This window comes from Fructilactobacillus sp. X7R4C1, assembly GCF_059901115.1.
Genome location: NZ_JBWXVD010000001.1, coordinates 137083 through 151442, shown reverse-complemented (window position 1 = coordinate 151442; position 14360 = coordinate 137083). Strand labels below are relative to the sequence as shown.

The following is a 14360-nucleotide window of genomic DNA, read 5'->3' as shown; positions in this document are numbered from 1 at the left end:
AATAATCATTCTAGTAGCTTATGGAACACAATTCAACTGAAATCACTGAAATAATTGAAATCTAGCGGATTTCGGGGATCGGGCTACTTGAGAGAAACCTAATCTTTTTATTATACCTATAAGATTATGCTGATTATTATTTAATAGAATAGAGATATTTGGCTGTTTTAATTCTTGAAAAGTAAACTTGATCATGTGATTTAATAATTCGGAAATTAGATCCGGAGCAATTCCGACCTCAAAGATAAAATTAAATTGGGGTTGGTTATTTTCTAAATTACTAATGGCAAAGATTCCGAGTAGAGTGTGAGTTTTTTTGTCCAACACGCCCCAAATCAGAGCCTGAGATTTCATGATTTTACGCATGTCAAGATTAACTAGATCAGCTGTTCTAGTGGGGTTATACTCACCATCCAGGCGAACATTGGCAATTGTGCGACCATTTAAGAGTGAGGTTATTTCGCCAAGATTCATGGTAGTCAGCCAATCCATTTCAAGGTGAGCGGTAAAAATTGGGTGGTAACTTTCAAGTTTCGTCATGGTTTTTCTCCTTTATATTATTCCAAAATTGTTTGATGTCATGCTCGAGTTCATGAGGGTTGTGAGCAATCTGATAATTTTTCCATTGTTGAGGATAAAGGTTTGTGTACCTTTTCTGGGTAAATCTTTGATCCATTAATACAACGATTCCCTGATCATGTTTACCACGGATGAGACGTCCGGCAGCCTGAAAAACGTTGTTTAAGCCCGGTAGTTGATAAGCATATTCAAATCCGTGACCATTTTCGGCATCAAAGTAGTCCCGAATCAGGTTGGTTTCTGGGTTAAGTCCCGGAAGTCCAACCCCGACAATTCCAACTCCAATTAATTTAGCACCGACCAGGTCAATTCCCTCCGAAAAGATGCCACCAAGAAGGGCAAATCCGACAACAGGATGGTCGTTTGGTTGATTGAATTGATTGATAAAGCTGGAACGCGCTGCTTCATTCATGCCAGCTTCTTGTTTGATTGTTTTAACCGTGGGGTGTTGTCTGTTAAATTCATCGTAGATTTTTTCTAGGTACACTCCTGATGGAACAAAGATCAGGTAGTTGCCGGCTTTCCCGCTGATCATTTTGTTGATGGTATCAACAATCTTAGAGATGCTTTGGTCACGTTTTTGAAATGTAGTATTGATGTAAGAAGTGATGATGATATTCTGGTTTGCTTTTGGAAACGGGGAGGGCAGTTGATACTTCAAACTATTGTCTTCGTTACCGAGAACCTTGGCATAGTAGTTCATCGGTGAAAGGGTGGCCGAAAACAACACTGCTCCGCCACCAAGGTTAAGGGTCTCGGCTAGATTGTGACTTGGATCCATACAGAAGAGACGAACAGTCGTATTCTTACCATTGATGAGGATTCTCGTTTTGTAATTTGGACCATAGTACTCGTTGATTTTGAGGTATCCCGTACACTGAAAGAAAAAATCAAGCACCAAGTCCAGGTCATCACCGTCGTCTTGTTTTGCGATCCATTTCCGGAGGACCTTGACTACGTTAGTGACTGCTTTTGTAAATTTATCCAGTGGATCATCGAGTGCGACTTCGAATTGATGATCTTCCTTTAGTGGTTTGGCAATTACATTAAATTGACGTTTGAGTGATCGTAACTTGGTTAAGACCTTTGCGTTTTGTTCCTTGTTCTTTGATAGAAGCTTGATAACTTTTTCTAATGGTTCAGATGATAGTTCGGTTGAGTACATGTCACGAGAACGATCGACTAGGTTATGGGCCTCGTCAATTAGGTAAAAATTCTGATAGTCTTGCACCTCAAAGAAGCGTTGAAGGTGAACCTGTGGATCAAATAAATAGTTGTAGTCGCCGATGATAACGTCACAAAAAAGGCTGATATCAAGCGAGAATTCAAAGGGATCGAGTGTGTATTTTTTTGCGTACTTTTCCACCACGTCACGCGTGATCTGGTGATTATTTTTTAAAATATCCTTTAGGGCTGGCTTTAAGCGATCATAGTAGCCGAGCATATAGGGATTATCCTCTGGTGATTTGTCACGTTCATCATCAAACATAATCTTGTCCTTAGCGGTGAGGGTAATGCTTCGAAGTCGTAATCCATGATTACTCATGAGATTAATGGCGTCTTCAGCAACTCGTCTAGTACTTTGTTTAGCCGTTAAGTAGAACACCTTTGAAATGAGATCATTTCCCATGGCTTTGATGGTAGGAAAGAGGGTTGAGATGGTTTTACCGGTTCCAGTGGGAGCTTCTGCAAACAGGTGGCGGTTAGAAGCGACGGTCTTATATACCGCAGCTGCCAGTTCATGTTGACCCTTTCGATACGTTTGGAAGGGAAATTGAACTTTTTTGGCGGTGATTCTTTTTTCTTCATTTAACTGGTCTTTAAGTTCAAGCCATTCCCCAAATTCGTGAATTAAGTTGTCAAAGAAACGTTTGGAATCTTCGTATGTAATGGAACGTTCCTTTTGTGTAATTTCTTCTTCAGGGGTCTGGACGTACGTCAGCCGCATGGTGACTGATTTGATTGAGGGATGTTCCGTCATTAGTAAATAGGCATAAGCCTGTACTTGTCCCCAGTAAAGAATCATTTTGTTTTTTGGAATATCGTTAAACTCAATGTCAGAGGTTTTGATTTCTTCGATTGTGGCTGATTTATCACTCATGATGACACCATCGGCACGACCATGAACCAGAAAATCAGTCTGATTAACCTGGACTTCTTTTTCTAGGTAGTACTCCTTTTCATAATTACTAGGACGATTTTTTTGAATTTTCCGGTGGATTTTAGTGCCAGCTTGAGCCGTGTTCAGACTACTAAGACTACTATTTAGATCTCCGCTTCGAAGTAAAAATTCAACGAGATCTCTGACTCCAACTTTATTCACTATTTCCACCTCCTTTTTTTCAATAAAAAAACAACTTCAAACGAAGTTGTTTTATTCTTCACGCCAACGATTGAACTCGTTTGCATGAGACCCTAAGTAATTCATTGCCTCTTTGGTTAGCCGATCAACCTCAGTTTTTGTTTGATCAGGCATTACGTGATAGAAGTTGCAAACATATCCTTCAGCAATGTCTTCGTATTGTTCTCTTCGTCCGTAGCCAGCATCGTTAAATAATTTATCTAATCCTTTGACGTCGTTTTTACCGGCTTCATAGACTTGCTGAGCTAGATTAGTTTTGTTTTCACCTAACATTGTAGCGGCATATTTTATGATAAAATCATTCATATCAATGATGATGTTTTGGCGTTGTTTACGTTCTATTTTCTTCTTCGACATATTTTCACCTCACTATTAGTTTAAAGCATTCGCCCAATAAATGAAAATAGAAAGTGAAAGCTTAAAAAGAACGCAAAATTTATGTTATGATAAGCGCACTAAACTTGGTCGAATCCATACATGTGATAAGATTAAACTGATGTTATTAGAGAAGCGGGTGATTGTTTGGATAATTCAGTTAATCAAGTTGTTAAGGACTTGAAGTATTCGATGAATAACAATTTATTGGTAAATTTGACCCAGCAAAATACAACGGTCTTCTATACTGGCGTGGTCGTTGCCCTTGATGCTGCCGGTGCAATTTTGATCACGTACGATGATTACGGGCTTGCTAACGGACTGGTCTACGTTGTTTACGGAGATATCGATGATATTGACTTTCAAAGTGAGGACCTCACCAAGATGGAGGGACGTATCCGAATGTCTCGTCAATTAAAACTGAACGGAACTAAGCAGGAAGTAATGAAGCTTAATTCTAAAAATGATCTGTTGACCCAGATTTTGGGCAATTCATTTGTCGACCAACAAGCGGTGATGGTGGTAACTCAAGACGGCAATTCCGTTGAAGGGTTCATTAATTCATTGTCGGACTTTGAATTTTCCCTTTCCGTTGTTGATAAATTCGACAACGAAAATGTGACCCATAAGACCATCATTAAACCGTTGGTTCGTTCGGTTGAGTTTCTTGGAACCGAGTTAAAGTTATTAACGGATTCTAAGTCAGTTTTATTTGCCAAACACATTGCCCCGAAAGTCATCGACGGACAATTAGCCATTGAAGCCAACTTGTACTCGGCCATGGAAACAGGGAGAAGAATTGTGATGATACCGAAGATTCATTCTGATTTGTTTTTCATTGGTCAGGTGAAAGCGGTTAATTCTGATTCCGTTATGTTTTCGTTGGTTGATATGATGGGACGATTTGGTGGATATGAACTCATTAAGATTGATGAGATTGATAAATTAGTGATTAAAAGTGATTATTTGCGGCTAATTAATCACTTCGTGTCCATCAATTCGGCTAATGGGGTCTTCGTTCAACCCGTGTTAAATAATGATCGAAGTTTTGATTCGACGATTAATCTATTTGAAGCCACGATTCAAATGGCCATCAAATTTCAACGGGTGGTTAGAATAAAAATGAATGACGGCCAATCTTACCTCGGATTTCCCGTGAAGTACGAGCATGGTCAGATAACAGTTCAAATCGTTGACAAAGCGAAATTATTCGTTGTGAATAATCAACTCATTAATCTTGGAGATATTGACGAAATTGCTTTTGGTTACCTTGACTCATATCTAATTGAGCAACAAATCGGATAAAAAAACGATGGCTCTTATAAAAGTCATCGTTTTTATTTGTTATGAACAATAAACTGCTTAATTATTTTTACTTCATCCTGAGTAGGCTGAATTTGCATACTCTTGATGGCATGAAATCTCTCCACCGTCATGTGTAGGTCAACGGCCATTTGGTTGTCAGGGATGTCATGTTTTTCTTGGAATTTAATTAGATCGGTTGCTACCTGACTAAATTCTTCTCCAATTTTCATTTTGCTTCCTCCTCTACTTCGCTTACTTGACTCTATTATACATTAATTTATTTATTTGAGACAAAGAATACTAGAGCAGAAGCAGAACTACTTGAAGTAAGATGACGTTAAAAACAAAGACGAGCCAGTCCACCTTTGTGATTTTAATGGTCTGATAAAAAGTTCGGGGCTGACCTTCGACAAAACCATGTGATTCCATTCCTTGTGCTAAGTTTTCCGACCAGCGAATTGCTGATAAAATGGCTTTAAAGTATAGGGTCGGTGACCACCAGTGTAATTTAACTCCCCGCATCAAACTAGCAGTTTTAATCTTATTAACTTCGGTTTGAATTTCTGGTAGAAGGTTGAAAGCCGCCATTGCCCCATAAACAAATTTACTTGGGAGCCGGAGATTTTGCTCTAGCGAATTAACCAGTTCGTATAATTTAGTGGTTAACGTGAAGGCCGCTCCATAGACGATGTAAACGTAGATCCGAGTAAATAATAGGATTCCCGCGTGCGTGCTTTTAGCGTATAAAATCTGGGATATCAGTAACCCGACCGCAGGAATGAAGGCAATCAGAAGGATCCACAAAAGATGCTTGAAGTTTACGTGTTTCACTATGAGATAGGCGAGTCCACAGACGATTAGCACATTGTTACCAACGATACTGGTAGTGAAAGAAACTTCTAGAGCAATGATCAATACCAGAACGAATTTTAGACTAGGATTCATGAACATCCTCCTTGTAAGTTAATCGATGATTGGCAAGTTCAATAAAGAAATCAGCATTTTCGACGAGGTCGGTTCGTTGATGGGAAGCAAAAATAATGGTTTTCCCGTTCTTAGCCTCGTTCTCAAGGATCCGCGAAATAATGACGGTTGATTTTTGGTCAAGACCAGCGAATGGTTCGTCAAGCATGAGGATGGGCGCATCCCGAATCAACATAATCACAATCTGGAGTTTCTTCTTTTGCCCACCACTTAGTGAGTAGACAACCCGATTCAAGAGATGATCAAGATGTAGGGCTTTTAAGAGGTCGTTAATTCGGTCATCAGTCCATTGTTTGGTGATGGCATTTTTCTTGGCTAGAGTCAGTTCGTCTTTAAGCGTGATGGTTAAAAATTGGTCTTCTGAATTTTGAAAAATCAGGTTTTCGGACTTCATGAGAGAGGGAAGTGAAGACTTTTTAATGTTATGATTCATGATTTTGACGACCCCGTTGTACGAATGGAGGCGGGACAGCGCCTTAAAGAAGGTGGACTTTCCGCTTCCATTCTTCCCATTTAGGTAAGTGATTCCAGGATACAGGTCAATGTTTTCTGGTTCAATCAGATTTTGATTACCGTTCGTCATGGAAAAATTTAATAAATTAATCACTGGATCGTTATCTGACATAATCTTGTAGTGGATCTCTTCTTTAGGGTCGTTTGCAAGTTCATCTTTAATCTGATCAGCTGGAACCGCTTGAACAAAGCCAGCTTGGACGTTAAAGAAATGATCTGCCACGTCGAGATAGTCAGAAAGATTGTGGTCAGAGATAATGATGGTCCGATTACTTTTTTTCTTTAACTGGATTAGACGTTCGATGATGTCTTTTTTGCTATCAACATCAACGTTACTAAATGGTTCGTCCAGTAAAAGGACGGGACGTTTCATCGCAACTGTCACGGCTAAGGCAACTTTTTGCTTTTCTCCACCCGACAAGGTGGTAATGGCCCGATTTTTAAGTTCACTAATACCACAAAACTTTAAAGCAGAGTCAATCCGGTTGGGCATTTTAACAGGGTCAACGTGAAGGTTGCCAAGGGCAAAAATGAGTTCTTCTTTGACGGTCTTCATCGCAAACTGATGGTTTGGATCCTGAAATAACATGGCTGGTTTTTCATCCATGTCAATCTTTCCGGTTAGTTGGCCTTTGCTATATTTTGGATACAATTGAGCAATTAGTTTTAAGAGGGTGGTTTTTCCACTCCCAGTGGGACCAAACAGGAGATTGATGCTATTTGGTTCGAAATTTAAATTGACTTGATTTAGAATTTTATCCTGTTCGGGATATGAAAATGATAGATTTTTAATTGTTATCATTGATTATTCTCCATAAAAAAAGACGTTTCAAGCGCGAGTGCGAGAACGTCCAGCTGATGTATCTAAGCTTAATCTTATATTCCCTGCGCTGGCATTGTCCAAGTCAGGTTCAACGGGTATGATCTCAGCCACTCGGCACCCCTATGTTTAATTAAACTTAGTATATCAAAGATGGCATAAAAATCAATTTTCAATTAGAATAGGGAAGATAGGAAAATGAAGCGGAGGATACTTTCATGAATTCATGGTGGAATCTTATAGGTGTAGTTGCATGGGTAGTTGTGTTAATCGTGTTGATCTTTATGATTAAAAATATTCGATCACGACGAATTAAGATGATTATCGAGGATAAAAAAACTTTTGAATGGCGTAATTTTTTGATATCAGTTGGAGAAATTGTTGTTTTTGTTTTGCTACTGACTTTGATGGTATATACGACCTTCTTCAGAAATATTACTAAAACCAATAATCGCAACGTGATTACGACGTCTCAAGTCCAACCATTGATTATTCAAAGTGATAAGAATGGCTCTTACTACGTAAAGGTGGAAGGTAATAGGGGACCAATCCAGCAATATTCGTTTTGGCTAAAGAACATTAAGTATCAACTGCCAAGTACAAATGCTCAGGTGGTCACTACGCGTGGAAACGCTGAAGTCACTGGCCGTAGTTACAAATTGAAGCATAAAAACATCAAATTAAATGACGAGCATTTTCAAAATGCATGGGCCAAGGTGGTTACCCTAAGATACAAAGGAAACTTTTGGAACGGTTTAGGGATGCATGCTGGTAAGGATGCTAACCAATTCATTTTAATCAGAGTTCCAAACAAGACGTTTGTGCAAAAAGAAAAATAATTAATTGACCACCGATAAGTACGTATCGGTGGTTTTGTTTAAATTGAGGTGTTTAAAATGAGTGAAAAAATTCCAGAGACACTGGATGAAATTAAAAATTTGTTAAACGAACTAAAAAAAGATGGTAAAACGATTACACTGGATGAGCTGATCCTTGATAACATCGGGGAATTAGCTCAAGCCTATCTGGACGCAGCGGAAGAAGGCCATTATGACTCTGTAAAAGTAGTTGATGCTAAAACAATTGAATTTGTTAACATCACTGGGAGAACGGTTGGAAAATACGTTTCTAAAGGACAAAGTTTAATTGACGACTTTAAGGATAATTCGCTAAAGTTAGAGTTGGACCTTGAAGCAAATGCAAATAAGGTCGCAAATGAATAATTTACTTGCAATTTACTGTGTTTATCGATAGCATAGTATTTGTTAAGCGCCCTTAGTGTAATGGATAGCACATGAGATTTCGGTCCTCATGATCCGAGTTCGACTCTCGGGGGGCGCATATATTATTTGCCGGTTATTTTCAAAATACCTATAGAAAGCAAATGTAAGGGCTGACAAAATTATTAAAACTGGTATACTTAGTTAACGGAGATTAAGTCGCAAAGGAGCCTCACTACTAAAAGTAGTGTGGCTCCTTTTGTGTTATTTTTATTTATTTATAGATTTTACAATTTCTTTTATAGAATTCTCTATTTCGTTTTTAGGTTCACCATTTACAAAATCAATATAATTATTTTCTAAATCCAGATTTCTAAAATAATAATGATCTGTATTATTTGGGTCAGCTTGGTTAATAGCTTTATCAATCTGGTTAATATAGTTATTTAATAATTTAATATTATTTTTAAATTTTTCTTTTAGAGATGAGTTGATTTGATCACTAAAAACGTATAATTGAAACTCCAAAGAAGAAATAATATTGTTTATTTGTGATTTAATTTTCTCTAATTTTGGAATGAAAGTGTCTCTATAACTATTGTCATTTCCATTCCCATTTTTTTTGAAATCATTTAATAATTGATCATAGTGTGATTGAATATCAATTAAATTTTTATTTAAATCATCATATTCCTTAAAAAATGCGTTAGACATGCGGCTAATTATATTACTGTTTTTTTGATTGTTGATTGTTTTTAGCACTCCAAAATATGCCAAAAGTATTGAAATAACAGTTATTGTACAGGTTAGTATAGTATTAGGATCCACTTGAGAAAAATAGTCTATAAAAGGACTAGTAATACTATTATTTATTTTAATATTTATTGAAAAAATATTGTGAATAAATGTAAATATAAGACTTTTTATATTAGCTAATTGATAGTATATTGATATGAAATAAAAAATATCCATTAATGAATGCACCTCATTTAGTTTGTCATTCATTAATTGTAATATTTTTAAAGAAAAATAAAAGGATATATTTGTATTATAAGTATTTTGTGGGTAAATTACTTAGTATGAAATTATGTATATAGGAGGAATTTTAATGGATAAAAGTGAAAATTCAAATTTTTTAAATGTTAACTCCGATTTCTTGGATAGTATAGATAACATAGAGGCAATTAAAAGTATTAAGAAAACTAGTTCACAATTTAGCGTTACAACAGAATTTTTAAAATCGATGGATGATATTAGGAAAGCTATTGGCAAGTCCAATTATCCTTACGAAAAATTTTATTCAAATAAAGTTTTTAATCAAATTACACAAAATAACATTAAATTTGCACAAGGAAGTTTTAAAATAACGGATTAGATATTAAAAAATGAATATTTTAATCAATTGAATGATATGTTAATTAATATTGTTATTTTTAATGATAATAAAAATAATCACTACGAATATAATAATGAAGATGATACGATCATAATGTCCAATGAGAGCAAAAAGACAGTAAAAAAAGCAAAAATAATAAACAAACATTGTCTGATATTTATAATTCTTTGCCACTTATTTCAAAAGTACTTATAAATGATTTAATAAGTATTAATTTAAATGAAATTTTAAATCAATGTTTTCATCGGCCAATAAATATATCTATTGTAACTATTTTAATTATTTCAGCATTAATCATAAGTAATAATAAAACTAATTAATATTATGTTATTGCTTATAGAGTTACATATCCAAATCAGTACTGAGTCACCAGTAATGTTTGTTCCCCAGAATGGTGGTAAACTTTTCTTGAATCAACTTTAGGAGGGAATTTTATGAGTGAAAGTGTAGTAATTTTTGGAGTTGGAAAAGGATTTGGCTTTTCAATTGCCAAAAAGTTTGGTGAAGCTGGCAAGACACCGATTATGGTGGCTCGAGATGCTGCTCAGTTAAAGCAGTTTGTTAAAGATTTGGATCAAGAGGGGATTAAAGCTGATTTTATCGTTGCTGATGTTACCGATCCAGCTCAGGTAACAAACGTATTTAGTAAGATTAAAATGGCATACGGGATTCCTCAGACCATGGTTTATAACGTGGGTGACAAGACTTTAGATACACCATTCTCATTACCACTAGACCAAGTTAAAGAAATGTACAATACCAACGTCTTTGGTGCCGTTACCATCACCCGTCAGTTCGTTGGTCTTTCAGACGATCAAAAGGAAAACCGGAACATTCTGATTACTGGTGGTGGAGCTGCCTTTCATCCTACCAAAGGCAATGTCACTTTAGCAGCTACTAAAGCAGCTTTAAGTGATTACGCCTTTTCACTTCATGATGCGGTTCAAGATGATAATATCTACGTCGGTTTGATTACCATTCAGGGACTATCTGGTAGTAGTGAAGAGATGCAGCCTGATAATGTTGCCAAAGTATACGTGAAAGCCGCTGAAGATCGCTCTGAAAAAGAAATTAAATATCCCGAGAAGCCGTCAGATTTTTAAGAAAGAAGATTAAAAATGGCTGATAAAGAGAAAAGTGCGCTTTTAATCATTGATTACACCAATGACTTTGTTGATGATCAGGGGTCTTTGACCGCCGGGAAGCCAGCTCAAGCGTTAGACCAATCAATTAGCGACTTGGCTGAAAAATTCAAAAATGATGGTCAGTTTGTTATATTTCCAACTGATGTTCATAAAAAGGATGATCCATACAGTCCTGAGACGAAGTTGTACCCAACTCATAACGTGCGAGGGACCTGGGGTCGTGAGCTATATGGGAAGGTTGGAAAATGGTTTGATGAGAATCAAAAGTTAGATAACGTTTGGCAAATGGATAAGACTAGGTACAGTGCGTTTGCTGGCACTGATCTGGATCTTAGACTTCGTGAAAGAAACGTTAAGACTCTCCATCTTGTGGGTGTTTGCACCGACATTTGTGTGTTGCACACGGCAATTGCTGGCTATAACCTTGCTTATAACTTGGTTATTCATAAAAGTGGGGTGGCAACCTTTTCCGATTTGGGTCAGAAGTTTGCGATGAATCACTTTAAGACCGTCTTGGGTGCCAAAGTAGTTGATTAGGATTGTCATGCCAAATTTTAAGGAATATAATAAATTTAATTGAATAGCTGTATGAGGGGGTGCCAAGTGGCTGAGACTATACCCATTGAACTTGAACTGGTTAATACCTGCGAAAGGAATCGTGCGATCTTTAATTAAGAATATAATTGAAGGCTCCTCATTATTATGAGGAGCCTTTTTGTTTGGGAGATGTTAGTAGTTGATGACAAATAAATTCACCGATGAATTGATAAGTAATGCGACAACAATAATGAATCAAATCATGAATTGTGATTATGTTAAAGGAATTCAAAACGGGGAAGTGCCAGAAAAGGCACTAATTAACTACGTCCAACAAGACGAAATGTATCTAGACGGTTACACTAAACAGTTTCAACAAATTCAAACGGAAACAAGTGATGTTAATTTGAAAAGATTTTTGGCAGGTTGCGTTGATGGAATTAAAAACGAAAGCACACCGCACGAGGTCATGTTAAAAATTGCAAAAGTGACTGATGATGAACTTCAAGATGCCCGCATGTTCAACGTTACCAAGGATTACGTTGAAAGTATGCGTGAAGCCGTGAGCACTAAGTCCATTCTAGTTGGATTGAGCGTGCTCGCACCGTGTATTTGGACTTACTATGTAGTTGCTACTGAACTAAATAAAACCAACCTTATTAATAATCCATTTAGTGACTGGATCAAATTCTACGCTGATGCAGATGAGGTAAAACAAATTTTTGCTTTTATTGATCTCCAGGCAGAAATTCATCCAAACGAAAGGGCCACCGCAAATCAAGTTTTTCAGAATAGTTGTCATTATGAATTGGATTTTTGGAACAAAATGTATGACGCTTAGAACTTTTTAGGAGGGAACTATGAGTAGTGAAATAAATCAATATCCAGAAGCACTAACAATTGCTGGGACTGATTCTGGTGGTGGAGCAGGGATGGAAGCTGATATTAAAACGATGCAGGCCTGTCAGGTTTTTAGCACCAACGTGGTAGTGGGAGTGACGGCACAAAACACCATTGGTGTTCAAGATACGTATCCACTTCCGAAAAAGATTATTGATGAGCAGTTTGCTTCCGTTTGCGATGATTTTGATATTAAAGCAACTAAGACCGGAGCTTTGTTTGACGAAGAACACGTTCATTTAGTGGCAGATAACATTAAAAAGTACAAGTTAGGTCAAATTGTTGTTGATCCTGTTATGGTAGCCAAGGGAGGGTCAGTGCTACTTGAAGCCGGCGCCATTAAAACCTTGATTAACGAACTAATCCCGCTGGCCGATTTAGTGACACCAAACTTACCTGAAGCGGAAAAGATTACGAATCAGTCCATTGCATCTGATGAAGCAATCAAAAGGACAGCACGAAAAATTCAAATTGCTGGTGCTAAAAACGTCATGATTAAAGGCGGACATGGTACGGATAAGATCGTAAAGGACTATGTTCTTTTACAAGATGGATCTGATCTTTGGTTGACCGCCGAACGGGTGAATACGGTTCGGACTCATGGCACGGGGGACACGCTTTCTTCAGCAATTGTCGCGGCTTTAGCGCGTGGTGAAAGTATGGAAACTGCCATTCGCTTTGGGAAAGATTATCTGGATAAAATTATCAGGGAACCGTTGGTTATTGGTCATGGACACGGGCCCCTAAATCACGGAATGTGGGAGTAATAAATATGCAATTTAACGAAAAAATGCTGCAAATATACCTGGTGGCAGGTACCCAAAATTTTGCTGGTACTGAGACTGAATTTTTAGATCACATTGACCAGGCTTTAGATGCTGGTGTTACTACTTTTCAGTATCGTGAAAAGGGTCCGGGTTCACTTACGGGTTTAAAAAAGATTGAGATGGGAAAGAAGCTTCGTAATTTAACCACTGAACATCATATTCCACTGATTGTGGACGATGACGTTGATTTGGCTAATCAAATTAATGCGGATGGAATCCACGTTGGTCAGAGCGATGAGAGCGTGCAAAAGGTGATTCATGATAATCCAGAAATGATAGTTGGATTGTCAATCAGTACCAAAGAAGAGTTAAAACGTAGTGAACCTCTCACTGGCATTGATTATTTAGGAATTGGACCAATTTTTCCGACCACTAGTAAAGCGGATGCCGAGTCACCGATTGGCGTTTCCGGTTTAGTTCAGCTGCAAAGACAGGTAAATTTACCGGTAGTTGCGATTGGTGGAATTAATGCAGGTAACTGTCAGTCAATTTATCAGGTTTCAAACGCTGGAATTGCGGTAATATCAGCAATTATGGACAGCACTAACGTTGAAAAGACAATTAGCAAACTAGAGAGGAAATGATAGTATGACGTCGATTTTAGAAGAAATTAGAAGGGAAAATCCCGTTGTTTTGGACATTCCTAACATGGTGACCCCACAGAAAGTAGCGGATGCAATTAGTTATGTTGGTGGCTCACCAATTATGTGTGACTCTTCAAATGAAGGTCATGACTTGGTGGCAATTGCGAACAGTTTGGTCTTAAACTTGGGGACGATGAACGATGATAGTATTAAATTAGATATAATTACTGGTCAAGCAGCTAATAATCGTCGTTTGCCGGTGGTGGTTGATCCAGTTGCTGTGAGTGCCTCGGAATTAAGAACGGAAGTTTTTAAGAAGATTAGTAGTGAAATTAATATTGATGTCTTGCGTGGCAACGTTGGTGAGATTGCCTTTATTGCAGGGATTGACTGGGGCAGTCGTGGAATTGATGCTGCTGACGGTAATGGTGATCGCGTTCAGGTTGCTAAAATGGCTGCTAAACAATTTCATTCCACGGTTGTCATTTCAGGAGTTGACGATGTAATTTCGAATGGAAAGGAAACGTATGTGGTCCACAACGGCAGTCATGAATTAGCAATCAACGTTGGATCTGGTGATGTCTTAGATGGTGTCATCGGTGTGGTTGCCGCTCACCATCAAAGTGTTCATGAAATTGCACTAGGGACGGCTATGGTTGGCATTGCTGGTGAACTAGCGGAGCGAAAATATCCCGATGATCCGGCTTCATTTGAAGTTGAATTCTTCAACAACTTGTACCGACTGGACGACCATCATCTTTCCGATTCAATTAAGATTGAAAAAAGTAATGATTAAAATAAAAGCGACCAATT

General features: G+C 37.6%; 17 protein-coding genes, 1 tRNA gene and 2 riboswitches. Of the genes, 11 read left to right on the top strand and 7 right to left on the bottom strand.

What is annotated here, in order from left to right:
- Window positions 1–42 precede the first annotated feature (42 nt).
- Genes AC6UC9_RS00810 through AC6UC9_RS00800 form a run of 3 tightly spaced genes read right to left on the bottom strand, consistent with a single transcriptional unit; the run spans window position 43 to window position 3298 of the window.
- On the bottom strand, window positions 43–540 hold the full coding sequence (locus AC6UC9_RS00810; RefSeq protein ID WP_500700838.1) for a GNAT family N-acetyltransferase: 498 nt from the start codon (window positions 538–540) through the stop codon (window positions 43–45).
- Window positions 527–2905 (bottom strand): helicase C-terminal domain-containing protein, encoded by a 2379-nt coding sequence (locus AC6UC9_RS00805; RefSeq protein WP_500700995.1) that lies wholly within the window; start codon window positions 2903–2905, stop codon window positions 527–529. The genes AC6UC9_RS00810 and AC6UC9_RS00805 overlap by 14 nt, the downstream gene beginning before the upstream one ends.
- A gap of 48 nt (window positions 2906–2953) precedes the next feature.
- On the bottom strand, window positions 2954–3298 hold the full coding sequence (locus AC6UC9_RS00800; protein ID WP_500693474.1) for a hypothetical protein: 345 nt from the start codon (window positions 3296–3298) through the stop codon (window positions 2954–2956).
- Between the two features lie 165 nt (window positions 3299–3463).
- On the opposite strand from AC6UC9_RS00800, the gene AC6UC9_RS00795 reads away from it, so the two are divergent.
- Window positions 3464–4621: a hypothetical protein gene (locus AC6UC9_RS00795; RefSeq protein ID WP_500695284.1), complete on the top strand. Its 1158-nt coding sequence runs from the start codon at window positions 3464–3466 to the stop codon at window positions 4619–4621.
- A gap of 32 nt (window positions 4622–4653) precedes the next feature.
- Here the strand turns inward: AC6UC9_RS00795 and AC6UC9_RS00790 are convergent, their stop codons facing one another.
- The 3 genes from AC6UC9_RS00790 to AC6UC9_RS00780 form a co-directional block, all read right to left on the bottom strand.
- Window positions 4654–4851: an LBP_cg2779 family protein gene (locus tag AC6UC9_RS00790; RefSeq protein ID WP_500693476.1), complete on the bottom strand. Its 198-nt coding sequence runs from the start codon at window positions 4849–4851 to the stop codon at window positions 4654–4656.
- Window positions 4852–4921: 70 nt separating this feature from the next.
- A complete protein-coding gene (locus AC6UC9_RS00785) occupies window positions 4922–5566 on the bottom strand; it encodes an energy-coupling factor transporter transmembrane component T family protein (RefSeq protein ID WP_500700837.1) in 645 nt (214 codons plus the stop codon).
- Window positions 5556–6920, bottom strand: a complete 1365-nt coding sequence (locus tag AC6UC9_RS00780) for an ATP-binding cassette domain-containing protein (protein ID WP_500700836.1) — start codon at window positions 6918–6920, stop codon at window positions 5556–5558. The genes AC6UC9_RS00785 and AC6UC9_RS00780 overlap by 11 nt, the downstream gene beginning before the upstream one ends.
- Window positions 6921–6983: 63 nt before the next feature.
- A riboswitch (TPP riboswitch) is annotated at window positions 6984–7073 on the bottom strand.
- Between the two features lie 83 nt (window positions 7074–7156).
- On the opposite strand from AC6UC9_RS00780, the gene AC6UC9_RS00775 reads away from it, so the two are divergent.
- From AC6UC9_RS00775 to AC6UC9_RS00765, 3 genes are all read left to right on the top strand, one after another.
- Window positions 7157–7777, top strand: a complete 621-nt coding sequence (locus tag AC6UC9_RS00775; RefSeq protein WP_500700835.1) for an LVIS_2131 family protein — start codon at window positions 7157–7159, stop codon at window positions 7775–7777.
- Between the two features lie 57 nt (window positions 7778–7834).
- Window positions 7835–8161, top strand: coding sequence for a hypothetical protein (locus AC6UC9_RS00770; RefSeq protein WP_500700834.1), 327 nt, complete (start codon window positions 7835–7837; stop codon window positions 8159–8161).
- A 46-nt stretch (window positions 8162–8207) separates the two neighbouring features.
- Window positions 8208–8279 (top strand) — tRNA-Arg (locus AC6UC9_RS00765).
- Window positions 8280–8428: 149 nt separating this feature from the next.
- Here the strand turns inward: AC6UC9_RS00765 and AC6UC9_RS00760 are convergent.
- Window positions 8429–9130, bottom strand: a complete 702-nt coding sequence (locus AC6UC9_RS00760; protein WP_500700833.1) for a hypothetical protein — start codon at window positions 9128–9130, stop codon at window positions 8429–8431.
- A 136-nt stretch (window positions 9131–9266) separates the two neighbouring features.
- Here AC6UC9_RS00760 and AC6UC9_RS00755 point away from each other — a divergent pair, with 136 nt between their 5' ends.
- The 7 genes from AC6UC9_RS00755 (at window position 9267) to thiM (ending at window position 14343) form a co-directional block, all read left to right on the top strand.
- Window positions 9267–9533 carry a hypothetical protein gene (locus tag AC6UC9_RS00755; RefSeq protein ID WP_500700832.1) on the top strand — a complete coding sequence of 89 codons (267 nt, stop codon included), beginning with the start codon at window positions 9267–9269 and terminating at the stop codon, window positions 9531–9533.
- 455 nt (window positions 9534–9988) lie between these two features.
- A complete protein-coding gene (locus AC6UC9_RS00750; RefSeq protein WP_500700831.1) occupies window positions 9989–10657 on the top strand; it encodes an SDR family NAD(P)-dependent oxidoreductase in 669 nt (222 codons plus the stop codon).
- A 15-nt stretch (window positions 10658–10672) separates the two neighbouring features.
- On the top strand, window positions 10673–11236 hold the full coding sequence (locus AC6UC9_RS00745) for a cysteine hydrolase family protein (protein ID WP_500700830.1): 564 nt from the start codon (window positions 10673–10675) through the stop codon (window positions 11234–11236).
- Between the two features lie 45 nt (window positions 11237–11281).
- Window positions 11282–11372: riboswitch (TPP riboswitch) on the top strand.
- Between the two features lie 66 nt (window positions 11373–11438).
- Window positions 11439–12077, top strand: a complete 639-nt coding sequence (locus AC6UC9_RS00740; protein ID WP_500700994.1) for a TenA family protein — start codon at window positions 11439–11441, stop codon at window positions 12075–12077.
- 19 nt (window positions 12078–12096) lie between these two features.
- Window positions 12097–12903: a bifunctional hydroxymethylpyrimidine kinase/phosphomethylpyrimidine kinase gene (gene thiD / locus AC6UC9_RS00735; protein WP_500700829.1), complete on the top strand. Its 807-nt coding sequence runs from the start codon at window positions 12097–12099 to the stop codon at window positions 12901–12903.
- Between the two features lie 5 nt (window positions 12904–12908).
- Window positions 12909–13547: a thiamine phosphate synthase gene (gene thiE, locus AC6UC9_RS00730; protein WP_500700828.1), complete on the top strand. Its 639-nt coding sequence runs from the start codon at window positions 12909–12911 to the stop codon at window positions 13545–13547.
- A 4-nt stretch (window positions 13548–13551) separates the two neighbouring features.
- Window positions 13552–14343 carry a hydroxyethylthiazole kinase gene (gene thiM / locus AC6UC9_RS00725; RefSeq protein ID WP_500700827.1) on the top strand — a complete coding sequence of 264 codons (792 nt, stop codon included), beginning with the start codon at window positions 13552–13554 and terminating at the stop codon, window positions 14341–14343.
- Window positions 14344–14360 lie beyond the last annotated feature (17 nt).